This window comes from Pseudomonas asiatica (assembly GCF_040214835.1).
Classification (GTDB): Bacteria; Pseudomonadota; Gammaproteobacteria; order Pseudomonadales; family Pseudomonadaceae; genus Aquipseudomonas; species Aquipseudomonas putida_Z.
Genome location: NZ_CP157874.1, coordinates 5,661,740 through 5,681,715 on the forward strand (window position 1 = coordinate 5,661,740; position 19,976 = coordinate 5,681,715).

General features: G+C 63.9%; 17 protein-coding genes and 1 pseudogene. 7 read left to right on the forward strand and 11 right to left on the reverse strand.

The genetic code is table 11. The annotated features are described in order from the left end of the window. The first annotated feature begins 58 nt into the window (after nt 1-58). Nucleotides 59-1,036: an NADPH:quinone oxidoreductase family protein gene (locus ABNP31_RS25245; RefSeq protein WP_025341059.1), complete on the forward strand. Its 978-nt coding sequence runs from the start codon at nt 59-61 to the stop codon at nt 1,034-1,036. A 114-nt stretch (nt 1,037-1,150) separates the two neighbouring features. On the opposite strand, the gene ABNP31_RS25250 is transcribed toward ABNP31_RS25245, so the two are convergent. From ABNP31_RS25250 to trxA, 5 genes are all read right to left on the reverse strand, one after another. Further along, complete coding sequence (locus tag ABNP31_RS25250; RefSeq protein ID WP_025341060.1) at nt 1,151-1,801, reverse strand: gamma-glutamylcyclotransferase; 651 nt, start codon at nt 1,799-1,801, stop codon at nt 1,151-1,153. Between the two features lie 245 nt (nt 1,802-2,046). Then, complete coding sequence (locus tag ABNP31_RS25255; protein WP_085664298.1) at nt 2,047-3,015, reverse strand: CDP-6-deoxy-delta-3,4-glucoseen reductase; 969 nt, start codon at nt 3,013-3,015, stop codon at nt 2,047-2,049. Then, nucleotides 3,015-4,481, reverse strand: a complete 1,467-nt coding sequence (gene ubiD / locus ABNP31_RS25260) for a 4-hydroxy-3-polyprenylbenzoate decarboxylase (RefSeq protein WP_025341062.1) — start codon at nt 4,479-4,481, stop codon at nt 3,015-3,017. Before ubiD ends, ABNP31_RS25255 begins: the two co-directional genes overlap by 1 nt. A 203-nt stretch (nt 4,482-4,684) precedes the next feature. Beyond that, on the reverse strand, nt 4,685-5,944 hold the full coding sequence (gene rho / locus ABNP31_RS25265) for a transcription termination factor Rho (RefSeq protein WP_003253661.1): 1,260 nt from the start codon (nt 5,942-5,944) through the stop codon (nt 4,685-4,687). Between the two features lie 328 nt (nt 5,945-6,272). After that, on the reverse strand, nt 6,273-6,602 hold the full coding sequence (gene trxA, locus ABNP31_RS25270) for a thioredoxin TrxA (protein ID WP_075046720.1): 330 nt from the start codon (nt 6,600-6,602) through the stop codon (nt 6,273-6,275). A 254-nt stretch (nt 6,603-6,856) separates the two neighbouring features. On the opposite strand from trxA, the gene ppx reads away from it, so the two are divergent. Continuing rightward, nucleotides 6,857-8,359 carry an exopolyphosphatase gene (gene ppx, locus ABNP31_RS25275; RefSeq protein ID WP_085616076.1) on the forward strand — a complete coding sequence of 501 codons (1,503 nt, stop codon included), beginning with the start codon at nt 6,857-6,859 and terminating at the stop codon, nt 8,357-8,359. On the opposite strand, the gene ppk1 is transcribed toward ppx, so the two are convergent. After that, nucleotides 8,346-10,589 (reverse strand): polyphosphate kinase 1, encoded by a 2,244-nt coding sequence (gene ppk1 / locus ABNP31_RS25280; protein WP_084785300.1) that lies wholly within the window; start codon nt 10,587-10,589, stop codon nt 8,346-8,348. The genes ppx and ppk1 overlap by 14 nt on opposite strands. Nucleotides 10,590-10,802: 213 nt before the next feature. Between ppk1 and ABNP31_RS25285 the strand changes: the two genes are divergently transcribed. Further along, nucleotides 10,803-11,447 carry a DedA family protein gene (locus ABNP31_RS25285; protein WP_085704029.1) on the forward strand — a complete coding sequence of 215 codons (645 nt, stop codon included), beginning with the start codon at nt 10,803-10,805 and terminating at the stop codon, nt 11,445-11,447. A 549-nt stretch (nt 11,448-11,996) separates the two neighbouring features. On the opposite strand, the pseudogene ABNP31_RS25290 reads toward ABNP31_RS25285, so the two are convergent. Continuing rightward, a pseudogene (locus tag ABNP31_RS25290) lies at nt 11,997-12,575 on the reverse strand (sterol desaturase family protein); the annotation flags it as partial. A 112-nt stretch (nt 12,576-12,687) separates the two neighbouring features. On the opposite strand from ABNP31_RS25290, the gene elbB reads away from it, so the two are divergent. After that, nucleotides 12,688-13,347 carry an isoprenoid biosynthesis glyoxalase ElbB gene (gene elbB, locus ABNP31_RS25295; RefSeq protein ID WP_025341066.1) on the forward strand — a complete coding sequence of 220 codons (660 nt, stop codon included), beginning with the start codon at nt 12,688-12,690 and terminating at the stop codon, nt 13,345-13,347. Nucleotides 13,348-13,500: 153 nt separating this feature from the next. Here the strand turns inward: elbB and ABNP31_RS25300 are convergent, their stop codons facing one another. Beyond that, nucleotides 13,501-13,953, reverse strand: coding sequence for a YaiI/YqxD family protein (locus ABNP31_RS25300; protein WP_025341067.1), 453 nt, complete (start codon nt 13,951-13,953; stop codon nt 13,501-13,503). Nucleotides 13,954-14,125: 172 nt separating this feature from the next. Between ABNP31_RS25300 and ABNP31_RS25305 the strand changes: the two genes are divergently transcribed. Next, on the forward strand, nt 14,126-16,981 hold the full coding sequence (locus tag ABNP31_RS25305) for a class I adenylate cyclase (RefSeq protein WP_238067064.1): 2,856 nt from the start codon (nt 14,126-14,128) through the stop codon (nt 16,979-16,981). Nucleotides 16,982-17,098: 117 nt separating this feature from the next. On the opposite strand, the gene rnk is transcribed toward ABNP31_RS25305, so the two are convergent. The 3 genes from rnk to cyaY form a co-directional block, all read right to left on the reverse strand. Continuing rightward, entirely contained in the window at nt 17,099-17,509 is a 411-nt protein-coding gene (gene rnk, locus ABNP31_RS25310; protein WP_025341069.1) for a nucleoside diphosphate kinase regulator, read from the reverse strand. Nucleotides 17,510-17,655: 146 nt separating this feature from the next. After that, a complete protein-coding gene (locus ABNP31_RS25315) occupies nt 17,656-17,880 on the reverse strand; it encodes a DUF1289 domain-containing protein (RefSeq protein WP_013974742.1) in 225 nt (74 codons plus the stop codon). A gap of 1 nt (nt 17,881) precedes the next feature. Then, a complete protein-coding gene (gene cyaY / locus ABNP31_RS25320) occupies nt 17,882-18,214 on the reverse strand; it encodes an iron donor protein CyaY (protein WP_004575827.1) in 333 nt (110 codons plus the stop codon). 297 nt (nt 18,215-18,511) lie between these two features. Here cyaY and lptM point away from each other — a divergent pair, with 297 nt between their 5' ends. After that, nucleotides 18,512-18,718 (forward strand): LPS translocon maturation chaperone LptM, encoded by a 207-nt coding sequence (gene lptM, locus ABNP31_RS25325; RefSeq protein WP_075046725.1) that lies wholly within the window; start codon nt 18,512-18,514, stop codon nt 18,716-18,718. A gap of 9 nt (nt 18,719-18,727) precedes the next feature. Then, a complete protein-coding gene (gene lysA / locus ABNP31_RS25330; RefSeq protein WP_013974743.1) occupies nt 18,728-19,975 on the forward strand; it encodes a diaminopimelate decarboxylase in 1,248 nt (415 codons plus the stop codon). Nucleotide 19,976 lies beyond the last annotated feature (1 nt).

Sequence of the window (19,976 nt, forward strand, 5' to 3'; positions counted from 1 at the left end):
GACCGTGCAGGCGGCCCTCCTACACTTATCGGCCACGACCCGCAAAGGAATAGCCCCGATGAAAGCTGTGTTGTGCAAAACCCTGGGCCCGGCGCGCGACCTGGTGCTGGAAGAGGTGGCCAGCCCGGTGCCGAAGAAAAACGAGATCCTGCTCGATGTGCAGGCCGCCGGGGTCAACTTCCCCGACACCCTGATCATCGAAGGCAAGTACCAGTTCCAGCCACCGTTGCCGTTCTCACCCGGCGGCGAGGCAGCGGGCGTGGTGGCCGCCGTCGGGGAAAAGGCCGGCGCGTTCAAGGTCGGCGACCGGGTCATGGCGCTGACCGGCTGGGGTGCATTCGCCGAGCAGGTGGCGGTGCCGTTCTACAATGTGCTGCCGATCCCGCCGAGCATGGACTTCACCACCGCAGCGGCATTCGGCATGACCTACGGCACCTCCATGCACGCCCTGCGCCAGCGCGGCCAGTTGCAGGCGGGCGAGACCCTGCTGGTGCTGGGCGCGTCCGGCGGGGTCGGCCTGGCGGCGGTGGAGATCGGCAAGGCCATGGGCGCGCGGGTGATCGCGGCCGCCAGCAGTGCGGAAAAACTGGCCGTGGCCAAGGCAGCCGGCGCGGATGAACTGATCGACTACAGCCAGGCCAGCCTGCGTGACGAGATCAAGCGCCTGACCGGCGGCCAGGGCGTGGACGTGATCTACGACCCGGTGGGTGGCGAGTTGTTCGAGCAGGCAGTGCGCGGGCTGGCCTGGAATGGCCGGTTGCTGGTGGTGGGTTTTGCCAGCGGGACCATCCCGCAGCTGGCGGCCAACCTGGTGTTGCTCAAGGGCGCGGCGGTGCTCGGGGTGTTCTGGGGGGCGTTTGCCCAGCGCCAGCCGGAGGACAATGCGGCCAACTTCCGGCAGCTGTTTGCATGGCATGCCGAAGGCAAGTTGAAGCCGCTGGTGTCGCAGACTTATCCACTGGCTGAGGCAGGGGCTGCCATTGAAAAGTTGGGGCAGCGTCAGGCTGTGGGTAAGTTGGTGGTGCTGGCCAGGTAAGACAGTTCCGGCCTTTTCGCGGGCACGCCCGCTCCCACAGGAATACCATGCCGTTCGAGGCTGTGGTGATCCTGTGGGAGCGGGCGTGCCCGCGAAGAGGCCGGTGCAGGCTAATCAAACTTCGCGCAGGTTATGGCAGCGCCTGAACCGCGCCTCCAGGTTGCGATCGGGCATCTGGTGGCTGCGCAGGGCATTCAAGGTCTGTTCGACATAATCACGCGTGGTGCCATAGCGCCCCTTGGCACTGGCCAGGATCTGGCTGAGCAGGGTGTCCGGCAGGTTCCCGGCATAGCACGGCAGATGCCGCTCCAGCACGAAGCCCAGGGCCTGCACCTTGCTGCCATCACCCAACCGGCAACTGAGCCAGTGCGGCCGGTACGCCGGGTACGGCATCTCGCGCTGCCACAGGGCCATCAGCGACTCGTCCAGGCTGCTTTCATCCAGCCGGTAGGCAAAACCACTGCAGGAGCCCCCACGGTCCAGGCCGAACACCAGCCCGGGGGTTTCCGGGGTGCCGCGGTGTTCGTGCGACCACAGGTACAAACCACGGTGGTAACCATGTACCCGCGCGCGTTGGCGCTCCACCGAGTTGCACTCCGGTCGCCAGATCAACGAACCATAGGCGAACAACCACACCGGCCCACCCTGATGGCGAGACATGGTTGTCTTCATGGAATTGAACAACTGTTCGCGGGTATGTTGCTGACCGAAGTCGAGTGTCGGTGGATATGAAACTTCCCAGGACATACTTTCAAGTGCCGACATAAGCTGCCGCCATTATCCCTGTGAACTACGGATGTAGCGAGATTCGATTACGATGCGCCCCCAGCCTCTGTACCAAGGGCGCTTGCAGTAACCATAGGACAGAAGTGCAGGAATACTCAAGCCCTCGCGCCAGAGTTTCATCCGCGCTCCCGACGACTGGAAAGTACTGTTTCGGCAACTGTGAAAGTTATTAGCCAAGGCGGTAACAATTACCGCCTTATACCCACACTTTCAAACTTCGGTTATTAGCCGCGTGGTGCGTAGGCAAACACATCGGCGCGCATGCGGTGCGCATCCATTCCGGCTTCGACCAGGGCGTCGAGCGTGGCATAGATCATGTTCGGCGAGCCGCTGGCATATACATGCACGCTGTTGAGGTTGGCGATGTCCTCGCAGACCGCCTCATGCAGCATGCCGCAACGGCCTTCCCAACCGCACAGGTCGCTGACCACCTGATGCAGGAACAGGTTGGGCAGGCGCTGCCATTCGTCCCAGTGCTCGATCTGGTAGAAGTCCTCGGGCCGGCGCACGCCCCAGTACAGGTGCACCGGGTGCTTGAAACCCTGAGCCCGGCAATGCTCGACCAGGCTGTGCATCTGGCCCATGCCGGTGCCAGCAGCGATCAGCACCAGCGGCCCATCGGGCAACTCGGCCAGGTGGGTGTCGCCGAACGGCATTTCGATGCGCGCCAGGCCGTCGCGCTTGAGCTGCTCGATAAGTTGTACCGCACTGGGCTCGCGCGCCAGCACATGCAGCTCCAGCTCGCGCCCGGCATGGGGTGCGGAGGCCAGCGAAAACGCCGCCTGCTTGCCGCCTTCGCGCTCGATCATCAGGTACTGCCCCGCGTGGTAGCGCGGCGGCCTGCCCGCCGGCGCGCGCAATCGCACGCGCCAGACGTCGCCACCGACCTCGACGCACTCACTGACACTGCACGCCAGTTTGCGCACCGGCAACTCGCCCAGGGCGAGCACACCATCCCAGAGCAACACGCAGTCCTCCAGCGGTTCGGCAATGCAGGTGAACAGCTCGCCATGGTCGCGGACTTCACCGTCCTGGCGTACCCGGCCTTCGACCAACAACGCGGCGCAGACATGGCAATTGCCATTGCGGCAGCTGTTCGGGCAGTCATAGCCCAGCCGCCGCGCTCCATCCAGGATCCGTTCCCCGGGTTCGAGCGCCAGCACCGCCCCGGACGGCTGCAACGTTACCTGCATCAATCTATTCCCAACTGATCCCACAGCTCATCGATACGGCGGGTGACGGCTTCGTCCTTGACGATGACCCGTCCCCATTCGCGTGTAGTCTCGCCCGGCCACTTGTGCGTGGCGTCCAGGCCCATCTTCGACCCCAGACCTGATACCGGCGACGCGAAGTCCAGGTAGTCGATCGGGGTGTTGTCAATCATCACCGTATCACGCTTGGGGTCCATGCGCGTGGTGATGGCCCAGATCACATCGTTCCAGTCGCGGGCATTGATATCGTCATCGGTGACAATAACGAACTTGGTGTACATGAACTGTCGCAGGAACGACCACACACCCAGCATCACGCGCTTGGCGTGGCCCGGGTACTGCTTCTTCATGGTCACCACCGCCATGCGGTACGAGCAGCCTTCCGGCGGCAGGTAGAAATCGACGATTTCCGGGAACTGCTTCTGCAGGATCGGCACGAACACTTCGTTCAGCGCCACGCCGAGGATCGCCGGCTCATCTGGCGGGCGGCCGGTGTAGGTGCTGTGGTAGATCGGTTTCTGCCGATGGGTGATGCGCTCGACGGTGAACACCGGGAAGCTGTCCACTTCGTTGTAGTAGCCGGTGTGGTCGCCGTACGGGCCTTCCGGGGCCATTTCGCCCGGGTGGATCACGCCTTCCAGGATGATTTCGGCGGTGGCCGGTACCTGCAGGTTGCTGCCCCGGCACTTGACCAGTTCGGTACGGTTGCCGCGCAGCAGGCCGGCGAAGGCGTACTCGGAGAGGGTGTCCGGTACCGGGGTCACGGCGCCGAGGATAGTGGCCGGGTCAGCGCCCAGGGCCACGGCGACCGGGAACGGCTGGCCAGGGTTCTTCTCGCACCATTCGCGGTAGTCCAGGGCCCCGCCACGGTGGCTGAGCCAGCGCATGATGACCTTGTTGCGGCCGATCACCTGCTGGCGGTAGATGCCCAGGTTCTGGCGGTCCTTGTTCGGGCCGCGGGTGACGGTGAGGCCCCAGGTGATCAGCGGCGCCACGTCGCCCGGCCAGCAGTGCTGGATCGGCAGAGCGCCGAGGTCGACATCGTCCCCCTCGACCACCACTTCCTGACACACCGCGTCCTTGACCACCTTCGGCGCCATCGACACGACTTTCTTGAAGATCGGCAGCTTGGACCAGGCATCCTTCAGGCCCTTCGGCGGCTCAGGCTCCTTGAGGAAGGCCAGCAGCTTGCCGATTTCCCGCAGTTCATCGACCGACTCGGCGCCCATGCCCATGGCCACGCGCTCCGGGGTGCCGAACAGGTTACCCAGCACCGGGATGTCGAAGCCGGTGGGCTTTTCGAACAGCAATGCAGGGCCCTTGGCACGCAAGGTGCGGTCGCAGACCTCGGTCATTTCCAGGACGGGGGAGATCGGAACCTGGATGCGCTTGAGCTCGCCGCGCTGTTCCAGGCCACGGATGAAGTCGCGCAAGTCGCGATACTGCATGCAGGAGCCTCGTGTTGGCCGTATCGGTCGGGGGTGCAGAGTGTAGCGCCGTTCAGTGCCTAATAGCCAAAAATGACTTGGGGCCGCTTCGCGCCCCATCGCGATACAAGGCCGCTCCTACAGGATTACGCATTCCCCTGTAGGAGCGGCCTTGTATCGCAATGGGGCGCGAAGCGGCCCCAATCAATTCCGGCCTGAAACGCTTACTTGCGCTTCATCGACAGGAAGAACTCGTCGTTGGTCTTGGTCTGCTTGAGCTTGTCGACCAGGAACTCGATGGCGGCGATTTCGTCCATCGGGTGCAGCAGCTTGCGCAGGATCCACATGCGCTGCAGTTCGTCGTCGGCGGTCAGCAGCTCTTCGCGACGGGTACCGGAACGGTTGATGTTGATGGCCGGGAACACGCGCTTCTCGGCGATGCGGCGGTCCAGCGGCAGCTCCATGTTGCCGGTGCCCTTGAACTCTTCGTAGATCACTTCGTCCATCTTCGAGCCGGTTTCGACCAGCGCGGTGGCGATGATGGTCAGCGAACCGCCTTCCTCGATGTTACGCGCGGCACCGAAGAAGCGCTTCGGCTTCTCCAGGGCGTGGGCGTCGACACCACCGGTCAGTACCTTGCCGGAGCTCGGGATCACGGTGTTGTAGGCACGCGCCAGACGGGTGATGGAGTCCAGCAGGATGACCACATCCTTCTTGTGCTCGACCAGGCGCTTGGCCTTCTCGATCACCATTTCGGCAACCTGCACGTGGCGGGTTGGCGGCTCGTCGAAGGTGGAAGCAACCACTTCGCCGCGCACGGTGCGCTGCATTTCGGTCACTTCTTCCGGGCGCTCGTCGATCAGCAGAACGATCAGGTGGCACTCGGGGTTGTTGCGGGTGATGTTGGCCGCGATGTTCTGCAGCATGATCGTCTTGCCCGCTTTCGGCGGAGCAACGATCAGGCCACGCTGGCCTTTGCCGATCGGGGCGCACAGGTCGATGACGCGGCCGGTCAGGTCTTCGGTGGAGCCGTTACCGGCTTCCATCTTCAGGCGCTTGTTCGGGAACAGCGGCGTCAGGTTTTCGAACAGGATCTTGTTCTTCGCGTTTTCCGGGCGGTCGAAGTTGATGGTGTCGACCTTCAGCAGGGCGAAGTAACGCTCCCCTTCCTTCGGCGGGCGGATCTTGCCGACGATGGTGTCACCGGTACGCAGGTTGAAGCGGCGGATCTGGCTGGGCGAGACGTAGATATCGTCAGGGCCGGCCAGGTAGGACGCATCAGCCGAACGCAGGAAACCGAAACCATCCTGGAGAATCTCCAGCACGCCGTCACCCGAGATCTCTTCGCCGCTTTTCGCGTGCTTCTTCAGCAGGGCGAAAATCACGTCCTGTTTGCGCGAACGGGCCATGTTTTCGATGCCCATCTGTTCGGCCATTTCCAAAAGATCGGTAATCGGCTTTTGCTTGAGTTCAGTCAGGTTCATAAGGGGAGTGACGTAATCATGTAAGAAGGGAGAATTAAGCTTCTGGCTTAATGAGGCCGCGCCGCTAGATGGCGACAGGATCGCGTACTGATTCGAATTAGGGATGCTTCGGCGACGGCGTGTAGAGGGCACTGGAGAAGCAGTGCGAGGCCGAATGTAACACTTGCTTTTTTCGACGTCTAGTGGTTTTGACCGGGTAAATCGTGCCATGTGGGAGCGGGTTTACCCGCGAAGGCGGCAGCGGGTTCGGCATCGAATTCGCGGGTAAACCCGCTCCCACAGGCCCTTCGGGCAAAGAAAAGCCCCGCATCTGCGGGGCTTTTTCATATCACAGGTGGGCGTCGAGGAACGCGGCCAGCTGCGATTTGGACAGGGCGCCGACCTTGGTGGCTTCGACGTTGCCGTTCTTGAACAGCATCAGCGTCGGGATACCACGCACGCCGTGCTTGGCCGGGGTTTCCTGGTTCTCGTCGATGTTCAGCTTGGCGACGGTCAGTTTGCCGTTGTAGGTAGCGGCGATGTCGTCCAGTACTGGAGCGATCATCTTGCATGGACCGCACCATTCAGCCCAGTAGTCGACCAATACCGCGCCTTCGGCCTTCAGGACATCGGCTTCGAAGGAGGCGTCGGTGACATGTTTGATCAGATCGCTGCTCATGGATATCTCCAGGGTCGTAAGCAAAAAAACGTGGCCCATGATAGCCGCACCCACGCCCGACAGGAAGCCACGGACGATTGAGTGTAACTATAGTTGTGCAAGACGCCACGAATCGAAACTGTCATACAAACGTCATAGCATCGAATGGCACATTGCCTTGCATCAAGGCCAGCTCAACGGCTATGTACCACGCGTTGGCGACAGCCTGCTATCGTGGCACGATTGCCGGGTTAACGACCGAGAACAACCAGATCATGCCGCAAACCATCGCGAAGAACCTGTCCCTGATCGCCGCCATCGACCTTGGCTCCAACAGCTTTCACATGGTCGTGGCCAAGGCCCACCATACCGAAATCCGCATTCTCGAGCGGCTCGGCGAGAAGGTTCAGCTGGCCGCTGGCATCGACGAAGAACGCAAGCTCAGTGAAGAGGCAATGGAACGAGGCCTGGATTGCCTCAAGCGCTTTTCCCAACTGATCAACGGCATGCCGGCAGGCTCGGTGCGCATCGTCGGTACCAACGCCTTGCGCGAAGCGCGCAACCGCAACGAATTCATCCAGCGCGCCGAAGCCATCCTTGGCCACCCGGTCGAGGTGATCTCCGGCCGTGAAGAAGCGCGCCTGATCTACCTGGGCGTGTCGCACACCCTGGCCGATACACCCGGCAAGCGCCTGGTCGCCGATATCGGCGGCGGCAGTACCGAGTTCATCATCGGCCAGCGCTTCGAGCCGCTGCTGCGCGAAAGCCTGCAGATGGGCTGCGTCAGTTTCACCCAGCGCTACTTCCGCGACGGCAAGATCACCCCGGCTCGCTACGCGCAGGCCTACACCGCAGCGCGCCTCGAGCTGATGAGCATCGAGAATGCCCTGCACCGCCTGACCTGGGACGAGGCCATCGGCTCGTCCGGTACCATTCGTGCCATCGGCGCCGCCATCAAGGCAGGCGGCCTGGGCAATGGCGAGGTCAACGCCGAGGGGCTGGCCTGGGTCAAGCGCAAGCTGTTCAAGCTTGGCGAGGTCGACAAGATCGACTTCGAAGGCGTCAAGCCGGACCGCCGCACCATCTTCCCGGCGGGCCTGGCGATTCTCGAAGCGATCTTCGATGCCCTGGAACTGCAGCGCATGGAACACTGCGACGGCGCCCTGCGCGAAGGCGTGCTGTTCGACCTGCTGGGCCGCCACCACCACGAAGACGTGCGCGAACGCACCCTGAACTCGCTGATGGAGCGCTACCACGTGGACCAGGGCCAGGCTGCGCGCGTCGAGCGCAAGGCATTGCACGCCTTCGACCAGGTGGCCGACGCGTGGGACCTCAAAGACGGGAATTGGCGCGATCTGCTGGGCTGGGCGGCGAAAGTGCACGAAATCGGCCTGGATATCGCCCACTACCACTATCACAAGCACGGCGCCTACCTGATCGAACACTCCGACCTGTCGGGCTTCTCCCGCGAGGACCAGCAAATGATGGCCTTGCTGGTGCGCGGCCACCGCCGCAACATCCCCAAGGACAAGATCGCCGAGCTGGGTGAGGAAGGGGTCAAGCTGCTGCGCCTGTGCGTGCTGCTGCGCTTCGCCATCCTGTTCCACCACATCCGTGGCAACCAGCAGATGCCGAAGGTCGAGCTCAAGGCTGCCGACAGCAGCCTCGATGTGGCCTTCCCTGAGGGCTGGCTGGAACAGAACCAGCTGACCCAGGCCGACTTCGCCAACGAGGCGGAGTGGCTGGCCCGGGTCGGCTTCGTCCTCAGCGTACGTTGAGGACCGGGTTGCTCAGGCGCTCCAGCAGGGTCGCCTGGGCACTGCGCGGGTTCTGGTTGCCGGTCGGCGTGCTGCGCACGTAGCGCCCGTCCGGCTGCAGGGTCCAGGCGTGGGTGTTGTCGGTCAGGTAGCCTTCCAGCTCCTTCTTCACCCGCAGCAACAGCTTCTTGCCTTCCACCGGGAAGCAGGTCTCGACACGCTTGTCGAGGTTGCGCTCCATCCAGTCGGCACTGGACAGGTAGATCTGCTCTTCGCCGCCATTGAGGAAGTAGAACACCCGCGTGTGCTCGAGGAAACGGCCGATGATCGAACGCACCTGGATGTTGTGCGATACCCCCGGAATGCCTGGGCGCAGGCAGCACATACCACGCACCACCAGGTCGATCTTCACGCCCGACTGGCTGGCCTTGTACAGCGCCTTGATGACCTTGGCGTCGGTCAGCGAGTTGAACTTGGCGATGATATGCGCCGGCTTGCCTTCGAGGGCGAACTGGGTTTCCCGCGCGATCATGTCGAGCATGCCCTTCTTCAGGGTGAACGGCGCGTGCAGCAGTTTCTTCATGCGCAGGGTCTTGCCCATGCCGATCAGCTGGCTGAACAGCTTGCCGACGTCCTCGGTGAGGGCGTCGTCGGATGTCAGCAGGCTGTAGTCGGTGTACAGGCGGGCGTTGCCGGCGTGGTAGTTGCCAGTGCCCAGGTGCGCATAACGCACGATCTCGCCCTGCTCGCGGCGCAGGATCAGCATCATCTTGGCGTGGGTCTTGAAGCCGACCACGCCGTAGATCACCACCGCACCGGCCGCTTGCAGTCGGCTGGCCATCTGCAGGTTGGACTCTTCGTCGAAGCGCGCCCGCAACTCGATCACCGCAGTGACCTCCTTGCCGTTACGTGCTGCGTCCACCAGCGCGTCGACGATTTCCGAGTTGGCCCCGGAACGGTACAGGGTCTGGCGCACGGCAAGCACGTGCGGGTCCTTGGCGGCCTGGCGCAGCAGGTCGATCACCGGGGTGAAGGACTCGAACGGGTGCATCAGCAGAATGTCCTGCTTGCCGATCACGCTGAAGATGTTGTCGGCGTTCTGCAGCAGCTTGGGGATCGCCGGGGTGAACGGCGTGTACTGCAGCTCGGGGTGGCTGTCCAGGCCGGTGATGCTGAACAGGCGGGTAAGGTTGACCGGGCCGTTGACCTGGTACAGCTCGCTTTCGCTGAGGCTGAACTGCTTGAGCAGGTAGTCCGACAGGTGTTTCGGGCAGGTGTCGGCCACCTCCAGGCGCACAGCGTCACCGTAGCGGCGCGAGAACAGCTCGCCGCGCAGGGCGCGGGCCAGGTCGTCGACCTCTTCGGAGTCCAGCGCCAGGTCGGCGTTACGGGTCAGGCGGAACTGATAGCAGCCCTTCACCTTCATGCCCTGGAACAGGTCGTCGGCGTGCGCGTGAATCATCGACGACAGGAACACATAGTTGGCGCCCGGGCCACCCACCTCTTCCGGCACCCGGATGACCCGCGGCAGCAGGCGCGGGGCCGGGATGATCGCCAGGCCCGAATCGCGGCCGAAGGCGTCGACACCCTCGAGCTCGACGATGAAGTTGAGGCTCTTGTTCACCAGCAGCGGGAACGGGTGGGTCGGGTCGAGGCCGATCGGGGTGATGATCGGGGCGATTTCGTCGCGGAAGTAGCGGCGCACCCAGGTCTTGAGCTTGGGTGTCCAGTAACGCCGGCGGATGAAGCGGATATGGTGCTTTTCCAGCTCTGGCAGCAGCACGTCGTTGAGGATCGCGTACTGGCGCTCCACTTCGCTGTGCACCAGGTCGCTGATGCGTGCCAGCGCCTGGTGCGGCTGCAGGCCGTCGGCACCGGCCTGCTCACGGGCGAAGTTGATCTGCTTCTTCAGGCCAGCGACGCGGATCTCGAAGAACTCGTCGAGGTTGCTGGAGAAGATCAACAGGAACTTGAGGCGTTCGAGCAGCGGGTAGCTCTCGTCCAGCGCCTGTTCCAGCACACGGATATTGAACTGCAGCTGCGAGAGCTCGCGATGAATGTACAGGCTGCTGTCGTCCAGGCCTGGGATGATGATTGCCGGGGCCGGCGCGGGTGCCGGAGCCGCAGTTTCTGCCACCGGTTCCGCGGCAGGCAGGGGCGCCGGCGGCAGGTCTGGCGGGGTCTGCACCATCTCTTCGGGGAGCTCCTGGGCATCCTTGATCGCGACAGGGGTTAGCACTTCATTATTCATCTGGCGTTCCTGAGGACGTTAACGCCCTATCATCTATTGAGCGGCAAGATAAGCGCCCATTATGACGCCTGTGTTACATGCCAGGGCAAGCCATGGCGCGTGGCTTCTGGCATTCTCCGAGCAGGAATTGTTCATGTCGAGACACATTTGGACACTTTCACGAACGCGCGCGAAGGGGTAGGCTTCGCGTTCATTTCGCCAGCACCTCAGAAAATGCTTCAACAATTCCTGCAGGATTTCGGCTACTTCGCCCTTTTTCTAGGCACCTTCTTCGAAGGCGAGACCATTCTGGTGCTTGCGGGATTCCTTGCGTTCCGCGGTTACATGGATATCAACCTGGTGTGCCTGGTGGCGTTTTTCGGCAGCTATGCCGGCGACCAGCTGTGGTACTTCATGGGCCGTCGCCACGGGCGCAGGATCCTGGCACGCAAACCGCGCTGGCAGGCGATGGGTGACCGGGCGCTGGACCACATCCGTCGCCATCCCGACATCTGGGTACTGAGTTTCCGCTTCGTCTATGGCCTGCGCACGGTCATGCCGGTGGCCATTGGCCTGTCCGGCTACCCGCCACGCCGCTATCTGCTGCTGAATGGTCTTGGCGCGGCCATCTGGGCAGTGGCCCTGGGCGCGGCCGCGTATCACTTCGGCGCCATCCTCGAAGGCCTGCTGGGCAACGTGAAGCGCTACGAGCTATGGGTGCTCGGTGGCCTGTTGGCGCTGGGCGGCCTGCTGTGGCTGCGCCGGCGCTTCCGCACGTTGCGCGCGGAGCGCAAGGCGGCGGGCAAGGCCCAGGCCCCAGAGGCTGAGCAGGCTGTAAGCCACGAGCAGCAACCAGGCCAGCGGCACGACCACCGCTAGGCCCAGTGCGCCGGCCAGGTACAGCGCCGGCGCATTCGCCAGCAACCGTACCAGCTCCAGGCGCACGGCCCATGGCCGGTTCTCCAGCAGCGCGCCAAGCACGAACAAGCCAAACGCCATCAGCGCCCAGCCGAGTACCAGGGCGGAGGTTGGCACGCGTTCGGCCACCTCCATCAGATAGCTGCCCAGCGCCACGTAACCCACGAATTGCGCCGCCACATAGGCCTGCTGCGCTCGGCCCAGGGCAACCTCGAACTTGCGAAACAACGCCAGGTCCTGCTTGGCCTGCGGGTAGCGTGCAGCCACATCGGCCGGGCGCCAGCCGGTGGGCATGAACCAGATGCGCAGTTTGTCCCACAGGCTGCCGGCGCGACGGGCGTCGTGCCAGAGCTGGGCATAGAACTGCAGATTGGCCCACAGCGGGTTCCAGCTGGCCAGCGGCGTGGTTACCCCGAACACCACCGGCTCGGCCGGGTCTTCCTCTTTGAAGGTGCCGAACAGACGATCCCAGAGAATGAACACGCCGCCGTAATTGCGATCCAAGTAAGCAGGATTTTGCGCATGGTGGACGCGATGGTTGGATGGCGTGATCAACACCCACTCAAGCCAGCCCAGCTTGGGAATGTGCCGGGTATGCACCCAGAACTGGTACAGCAGGTTGAGCGACGCCACCGTGATGAACACCAGCGGCGGCACACCGAGCAACGCCAGCGGCAGGTAGAACAGCCACGAGAAGATGAACCCGCTGCTGGTCTGGCGCAGCGCCGTGGTGAGGTTGTATTCCTCGCTCTGGTGATGCACCGAGTGCGCAGCCCACAGCACGTTGCGCTCGTGGCCAAGACGATGCAGCCAGTAGTAGCAGAAGTCGTACAGGACAAAGGCCAGCAGCCACACCCACCAGGCCTGCGGCGGCAGGCGCAGCAACGCCATGTGCTCGAACGCCAGGGCATAGGTCACCAGCCCCACCCCTTTGGTCAGCAACCCGGTACTGGTCGACAGCGCACCGGTGCTGAGGCTGTTGATCGAGTCAGCCAGGGTGAAGTTGCGCTGGCCGCGCACACGGTCGGCCAGCAGTTCGACGGCGATCAGCACGAAGAAAAACGGCACGGCCAGCAGGATCAGGTCCATGGGTACGACCTCAGGTGTTATCCGCCAAGATTAGGCCGCGCTTGCAGGAATCCCTATGGCTACATCTGCCAAACTAGAGGACATTTAGCGCCTCGACACTGGAGTAAAAAGCATGACAAAAAAAGTAGCGGTGATTCTTTCCGGCTGTGGCGTTTATGACGGCGCCGAAATCCACGAAAGCGTGATCACCCTGCTGCGCCTCGACCAGCGTGGTGCGCAGGTGCAGTGCTTCGCGCCGAACATTGCGCAGATGCATGTGATCAACCACCTGACCGGCGAGGAAATGCCCGAATCGCGCAATGTGCTGGTGGAGTCGGCGCGCATTGCCCGCGGCGAGGTCAAGGACATCCGCGAGGCCAAGGCCGAAGACTTCGATGCGCTGATCGTGCCGGGCGGTTTCGGGGCGGCGAAGAACCTGTCCAACTTTGCCGTGGAAGGCGCCAACTGCAGCGTCCACCCAGATGTGCTGGCCCTGGCCGAAGCCTTTGCCGACGCCTGCAAGCCGGTTGGCCTGATCTGCATCTCGCCGGCGCTGGCGGCGAAGATCTACGGACCAGGCGTGGTCTGCACCATCGGTACCGACGCTGGCACTGCGGCGGCCGTGACGAAGATGGGTGGCACCCATGAAGAGTGCGATGTGCACGATATTGTCGAGGACACCCAGCGCAAGCTGGTGACCACCCCGGCGTACATGGAGGCCAAGTCGATCAGTGAAGCGGCTGGCGGGATCTACAAGCTGGTGGATCGGGTGCTGGAGCTGACGCACGAATAGGTTCTTGCTGGCACGCGCTGTGTAGGAGCGGCCTTGTGTCGCGATCGGGCCGCGAAGCGGCCCCGGCAATTTATGCGGCGAAGCTGAAAACCTGGGGCCGCGCTGCGGCCCGATCGCGACACAAGGCCGCTCCTACAGGGACCGCTCCTGCCCTCAGGCTCTGGACAACCGGGCAATGATCCGGTCCAGCGCATTGGCAAACGCCTGTTTCTCGCGCTCGCCATAAGGCGCCTGCCCTCCCCCCACCTGGCCCTGCTCGCGCAGCTCGGTGAACAGGTTGCGCGCCGCCAGCCGATCACCCATGTTGCGCTCGTCGAACTCGCGCCCGCGCGGGTCCAGTGCCGCCACGCCCTTTTTCACCAGGCGGTCGGCCAACGGCACGTCACTGCAGATCACCAGCTCGCCAGGCACGGCGTGCTCCACCAGGTAATCATCGGCCGCGTCCATGCCGCTGGGCACCACGATCAGGCGCACGATCGCGAACGCCGGCTTGGCCACAGCCTGGCCCGCCACCATCACTACCTCGAACTTGCGCTTGAGGGCGAACTTGACGATCAGATCCTTGGCCGCCTTGGGGCAGGCGTCGGCATCGATCCACACACGCATCGGAAAACCTCGCAATCAGCTTGAGGCCCCCATCATGCCTCAAGCGCAACGAAAGCTGCAGCCGCCGCCCACGCGCGCTGGGAAAATGGCGCCAATATTTCAATTGCCGCTTATCCGACCCCGCCACTCAGGCTACACTCGCCACAGCTCCGCTGGCCTGCCCGAGTGCGCAATGAACCACCCCCACGAAATCCGCCCCGACCTGGACGAAGGCATCGACCGCAAGGTCCTGGCGACATTGCGTGCGCGCTTCCTGCGGCTCAACCAGGGTCGGCTGCAGCGGGCCCTGGAGGGCCTGTCGACGCGCCAGCAACAGGTGCTGACGCTGCTGCCGCTGCTGTTTCATGTGAACCACCCGTTGCTGCCGGGCTATGTCTCCGGCAGCACCCCCGCCGGCGTATCGGGCTACGAGCCAAGCGCCGACCTGGTAGTCGAGGCCCAGCGCCTGGCACGCTCGTTCACCTACAAGGCCCGCCATGGCAATCCGCCGCGGCCGATCCACGGCCTGTTCCTGATGGGCAGCCTGGGCTCGCTCGCCCAGGCCGAGCACAGCGACATGGACCTGTGGGTGTGCCATGCACCCGGTCTGGCCGACGAGCTGCTGGGCGAGTTGCGCCGCAAATGCCAACTGCTGGAGGCATGGGCGGAAAGCCTGGGTGCCGAGGCACACTTCTTCCTGATCGACACGCAAGGTTTCGCCCAGGGCCAACGCGAGGGCCAGCTCGGTTCCGACGATTGCGGCACCACCCAGCACTACCTGCTGCTGGACGAGTTCTACCGCACCACTATCTGGCTGGCCGGGCGCACACCACTGTGGTGGCTGGTGCCGGTCTACCAGGAACACGATTACCACACCTATACCCAGACCCTGCTGTCCAAGCGCTTCATCCGCAGCCAGGACGCCCTCGACCTCGGCAACCTGGCGCACATTCCGCCCGGCGAGTTCGTCGGCGCCGGCTTGTGGCAACTGTTCAAAGGCATCGACTCGCCCTACAAGTCGCTGCTCAAGCTGCTGCTGACCGAGGCCTATGCCAGCGAACACCCCGCAGTACGCTGCCTGAGCCTGGACTACAAGCAGGCAGTGTTCGCCAACCAGCTCGACCTCGACGAGCTGGACCCGTACGTGATGGTGTACCGGCGCATCGAGCGCTACCTGCTGCAGCGTGGCGAACACGCGCGCCTGGAGTTGGTGCGGCGCAGCCTGTACCTGAAGGTGAACAAGAAGCTCAGCGACCCGGCCCGGGCCAATGGCTGGCAACGCCGGCTGTTGCAGCGCCTGGCCGACGAGTGGGGCTGGGACGAGCGCCAGTTGGCCCTGCTGGACAGTCGCAACCAATGGAAAGTGCAGCAGGTTGCCGTCGAGCGCCGCGAGCTGGTGGCCGAACTGAACCACAGCTACCGCTTTCTCAGCCAGTTCGCCCGCACTCAGAACGCCAGCAGCCGCGCCGACCAGCGCGATCTCAATGTGCTGGGCCGGCGCCTTTACGCGGCCTTCGAGCGCCGCGCCGGCAAGGTCGAAGTGATCAACCCCGGTATCGCCCCGGACCTGGCCGAAGGCACCCTGACCCTGGTCCAGGCGCCTAACCGCAAAGAGCCCGGCAGCCACCACTGGGAGCTGTACACCGGCAACCTGAGCCCCCATGAGGTGGACCACTTCAGCCCGCTCAAGCGTTGCCGCGAACTACTCGAACTGCTGACCTGGGCCCATCGCAACGGGGTGATCGACAGCAGCACGCGTCTGGCGTTGCACCCGGGTGTCAGCGACCTCAGCGAATTCGAGCTGTTCAACCTGGTCGGCTGCCTGCAGCAGAGCATCCCCCTGCCCTTGCCGACCGTCAGCGAAGTGCGCCTGCTGCAACCCAGCGTTGCCGACGAGGTGCTGCTGCTGGTCAACGTCGCCATCGACCCACTGCGCCACCACCGCGACCTGAACATCCTGATGACCACCGAGCGTACCGACTCGTTGAGCTATGCAGGCGTGCGCGAAAACCTGGTCCTGACCCTGGACCAGGTCACCCTCAACAGCTGGAACGAGGTACTGGTCCAGCGCTATGACGGCGAGCACGCGCTGGTGCGCTGCCTGCGCGACTTCCTCAACAGCCCCGTGCTGCGCGGCCACCGGCCGAGGGTGCGGGTGCGCTGCTTCTGCCACAGCCGCGCCCAAGCCATCGGCCAACGCGTGGAGGAAATCTTCGACACCGTGCAGCTGCTGCTGGACCAGGGCCTGAACCACCGCTACCTGCTGCAGGTGGCCCAGCACACCCATGTGCTGGAGCTGCTGGCCGGGCACGTCGGCCTCACCACCCTGGCCGAGCACGAGGCACTGCTGGACCACCTAGGCGAAGAGCGTAGCGCCTACAGCCCGCTGTACCTGGATGCCAACGCCCTGCAGGACCATGACCTGCACCTGGTGCTGGAGCAGGGCCGGCCGGCCTGCATCCAGGTGTTCTACCGCCTGCAGGGTGGCTGGGCCGAGCTGTACGTGCTGGATGAATACAATGCCCTGTGGCAGCAACGCCTGCCTCTGCACGACGAAGCCCACCTGCTGTTGCCGCTGCAGCGCTTTCTGCGTTCGGTGGTGATGCGCCGTGATGCCCGGCTGCCGCTGGACACCCAGCGCGCGGCCTCACTGGACATCCACTACGCGCAACTGTTGCCTTCCGGGCCAGGCAAGGCGCGCAGCATCGAGCCGCGCCAGGCCCCGCTCGAGGGTAGCGACCAGCCTTACTATGAGGTGCAGGCGATCATCCAGGCCGGAGTGGCGGGTGCGGCGCACGTGACGCTGTATTGCGACCAGCAGGAGTTTTCCGAACTGGAGCATGGTGAACAGCTGTATGCGGTAGCCGCCCGGCAGATCATCGGGCAGCGACATGGTGCAGGGCAGTACCGCTGCTACATCACTGACCTGGATTTGTCCGAGTTGCTGGATGACCAGCTGGGGTCGACGCAGCTGTACCTGCGCTACAAGCGGGAGCTGGAGCAGGCTTTGAACGAGGGGTTGGAGCAGGTTTTGGCGCAAGAAGCTTGAATTGCCGGGGGGCGCGTTGCGCCCCTTTCGCGACACAAGGCCGCTCCTACAGGGGAATGCGTAATCCTGTAGGAGCGGCCTTGTGTCGCGATGGGCCGCAAAGCGGCCCCCAGGCCCTTACAGGTCGAAATCGCCCGCCGCTTCCGGCTGGTATTCCACTTCCAGCAGCTTCAGCTTGAGGGTCTTGCCCCCCGGTGCCGGCCAGTCGATCTGCGCGCCCACCGACAACCCCAGCAAGGCGCAACCGATCGGCGCCAGGATCGAGACCTTGCCTTCCGGCCCGGCATCCTTCGGATACACCAGGGTCAGGTGGTAGTCCTTGCCGCTGGCTTCCTCACGGCAGTGCACGCGCGAGTTCATGGTCACCACGCCAGCCGGGACTTCCTCGTGACCGACCACCTGCTCGGCGCGGTCCAGCTCGTCCTGCAGGGCGAGCACACCCGGCGTACTCTCGTCGAGGCTGTCGATCAGACGCTCCAGACGTTGTACGTCCAATCGGGTGAGGATGAGGGAAGGCTTGGTGCTCATGATCCAGTCAGACTCCTTTGAACAGGCGGTTTTCATCGTGCAGATAAAGCAAAACCCCGCCCAAGGGCGGGGTTTGTGAAGGCTTTGGCGTCACCGACGCAGAACCCGACGTTACCACAGCCGGGTAAATACTCAAGCCCCTGCGATCAGTGTGCCTTAGCCTGGTCGCGCAGGGCCTGGGCCTCGCGGCAGATCTGCCGGCGCCGTTCGTCATCGGCCGAACGCCATTCGCGGATGTGCTCGACATGCCGGTGGCAACCCGTGCAGACCCGCTGTTCGTCCAGCCGGCAAACGCTGATGCAGGGCGACGGTACTGCGGGGCTGACGTTGCTGTAGAGCGGCTTGGGCGGCCGGGCCTGGGTGCTGCTCATGTCAGATCTCGTCGAAGTCCAGCTTCTCGCCGGCCCGCTCCCAGACGATGCGCTCGAGCATTTCGCCCAGCAGCTCCTCGCTCTTCTCGCACACCCACTTGCCGCTGTCTTCGTCGTAGTCGAAGTGGAAACCGCCGGAACGGTCGGCCAGCCACAGCTGGCGCAGCGGCTCCTGGCGGCTGAAGATCAGCTGGGCGCCGCCTTCGAACTTGACGGTGAGGACGCCAGCGGAGTTCTCCATGTCCAGGTCCAGGCCGCTCTCGTCGAACAGGTCTTCCAGGGCCTGTTGGGTCGCGTCGACCAGATCATGGAAACGCGCTTCACTCAAACTCATTGCAGGAACCTCGAAATTGGCTGCGTTACAGGCAAGCCCGGCAAGATACGGGCGCTTGCCGCCGAATGCAAAGGTTTAGCCGCTACCTTCACTTGCCCCTTCGCGGCTAAAGCCGCTCCCACAGGTACTGCACATGGCGTGAGGCCGATGCGGTCGAGGTGGGAGCGGCTTCAGCCGCGAAAGGGCCCTTGCAGGCGGTAAGAATAGCCCGCCAGGCGGGCCGGCCCTTGCATAGGCAAGCCGTCGGTCGCTCGGTATACTCGGGCGCAATACTGCATATTTCTAAGGATTTCACCCATGAAGCGCCTGATTTCCTCCCTCGCGGCGCTGGTCGCTGTTGCCTGCCTCGTTTCGGCCTGCGGCCAGAAAGGCCCGCTGTATCTGCCAGAAGACGGCGATAACGGCAAAGCGCACAAGTCGCACCAGCACCAGCCAAAAGCCAAGCCGGCCCCGGTACAAGAACAGCAGCCGGAGCTCGAGCCCGAGCAGTCGCCAGCGCAGTAAGGAAACCAGATGAACGCTTTCAACTACCGCGACGGCGAGCTGTTCGCGGAAGGCGTGGGCCTGTCGGCCATCGCCGAACGCTACGGCACCCCGACCTACGTGTACTCGCGCGCCCACATCGAGGCCCAGTACCGTAGCTACGCCGACGCCCTGCAAGGCACCGAGCACCTGGTGTGTTTCGCGGTCAAGGCCAACTCCAACCTCGGCGTACTGAACGTGCTGGCGCGCCTGGGCGCAGGCTTCGACATCGTCTCCGGCGGTGAGCTGGAGCGCGTGCTGGCCGCTGGCGGCCGTGCCGACCGCGTGGTGTTCTCCGGCGTCGGCAAGACCCGCGACGACATGCGCCGTGCCCTGGAAGTCGGCGTGCACTGCTTCAACGTCGAATCCACCGACGAACTGGAGCGCCTGCAAGTGGTGGCCGCCGAGATGGGCAAGGTTGCCCCGGTCTCACTGCGGGTCAACCCGGACGTCGACGCCGGCACCCACCCGTACATCTCCACCGGCCTGAAAGAGAACAAGTTCGGCATCGCCATCGCCGACGCCGAGGCCATCTACGTGCGTGCCGCGCAGCTGCCGAACCTGGAAGTGGTCGGTGTCGACTGCCACATCGGTTCGCAACTGACCACCGTCGAGCCTTTCCTCGATGCCCTCGACCGCCTGCTGGTGCTGGTCGACCGCCTGGCCGAGTGCGGCATCCACCTGCGCCACCTGGACCTGGGTGGCGGTGTCGGCGTGCGTTACCGCGATGAGGAGCCGCCGCTGGTGGCCGACTACATCAAGGCGATCCGCGAGCGCGTCGGCGACCGCGACCTGGCCCTGGTGTTCGAGCCGGGCCGCTACATCGTGGCCAACGCTGGCGTCCTGCTGACTCGCGTGGAATACCTCAAGCACACCGAGCACAAGGACTTCGCCATCATCGATGCGGCGATGAACGACCTGATCCGCCCGGCCCTGTACCAGGCCTGGATGGGTGTCAGCGCGGTCAAGCCACGCGCAGGCGAAGGCCGTGCCTACGACCTGGTCGGCCCGATCTGCGAGACTGGCGACTTCCTCGGCAAGGACCGCGTGTTGAACCTGGCCGAAGGTGACCTGCTGGCCGTACAGTCCGCGGGCGCCTATGGTTTTGTCATGAGCTCCAACTACAACACCCGTGGCCGTTGCGCTGAAATCCTGGTCGACGGCGACCAGGCCTTCGAAGTACGCCGCCGCGAGACCATCGCCGAATTGTACGCTGGCGAAAGCCTGCTGCCGGAGTAAG

What these genes read in the sequence shown, in the direction of transcription:
- ABNP31_RS25245 (WP_025341059.1), top strand. Translation starts at nt 59, where the DNA reads ATGAAAGCTGTGTTGTGCAAAACCCTGGGCCCGGCGCGCGACCTGGTG.
- ABNP31_RS25250 (WP_025341060.1), bottom strand. Translation starts at nt 1,801, where the DNA reads ATGTCGGCACTTGAAAGTATGTCCTGGGAAGTTTCATATCCACCGACA.
- ABNP31_RS25255 (WP_085664298.1), bottom strand. Translation starts at nt 3,015, where the DNA reads ATGCAGGTAACGTTGCAGCCGTCCGGGGCGGTGCTGGCGCTCGAACCC.
- ubiD (WP_025341062.1), bottom strand. Translation starts at nt 4,481, where the DNA reads ATGCAGTATCGCGACTTGCGCGACTTCATCCGTGGCCTGGAACAGCGC.
- rho (WP_003253661.1), bottom strand. Translation starts at nt 5,944, where the DNA reads ATGAACCTGACTGAACTCAAGCAAAAGCCGATTACCGATCTTTTGGAA.
- trxA (WP_075046720.1), bottom strand. Translation starts at nt 6,602, where the DNA reads ATGAGCAGCGATCTGATCAAACATGTCACCGACGCCTCCTTCGAAGCC.
- ppx (WP_085616076.1), top strand. Translation starts at nt 6,857, where the DNA reads ATGCCGCAAACCATCGCGAAGAACCTGTCCCTGATCGCCGCCATCGAC.
- ppk1 (WP_084785300.1), bottom strand. Translation starts at nt 10,589, where the DNA reads ATGAATAATGAAGTGCTAACCCCTGTCGCGATCAAGGATGCCCAGGAG.
- ABNP31_RS25285 (WP_085704029.1), top strand. Translation starts at nt 10,803, where the DNA reads ATGCTTCAACAATTCCTGCAGGATTTCGGCTACTTCGCCCTTTTTCTA.
- elbB (WP_025341066.1), top strand. Translation starts at nt 12,688, where the DNA reads ATGACAAAAAAAGTAGCGGTGATTCTTTCCGGCTGTGGCGTTTATGAC.
- ABNP31_RS25300 (WP_025341067.1), bottom strand. Translation starts at nt 13,953, where the DNA reads ATGCGTGTGTGGATCGATGCCGACGCCTGCCCCAAGGCGGCCAAGGAT.
- ABNP31_RS25305 (WP_238067064.1), top strand. Translation starts at nt 14,126, where the DNA reads ATGAACCACCCCCACGAAATCCGCCCCGACCTGGACGAAGGCATCGAC.
- rnk (WP_025341069.1), bottom strand. Translation starts at nt 17,509, where the DNA reads ATGAGCACCAAGCCTTCCCTCATCCTCACCCGATTGGACGTACAACGT.
- ABNP31_RS25315 (WP_013974742.1), bottom strand. Translation starts at nt 17,880, where the DNA reads ATGAGCAGCACCCAGGCCCGGCCGCCCAAGCCGCTCTACAGCAACGTC.
- cyaY (WP_004575827.1), bottom strand. Translation starts at nt 18,214, where the DNA reads ATGAGTTTGAGTGAAGCGCGTTTCCATGATCTGGTCGACGCGACCCAA.
- lptM (WP_075046725.1), top strand. Translation starts at nt 18,512, where the DNA reads ATGAAGCGCCTGATTTCCTCCCTCGCGGCGCTGGTCGCTGTTGCCTGC.
- lysA (WP_013974743.1), top strand. Translation starts at nt 18,728, where the DNA reads ATGAACGCTTTCAACTACCGCGACGGCGAGCTGTTCGCGGAAGGCGTG.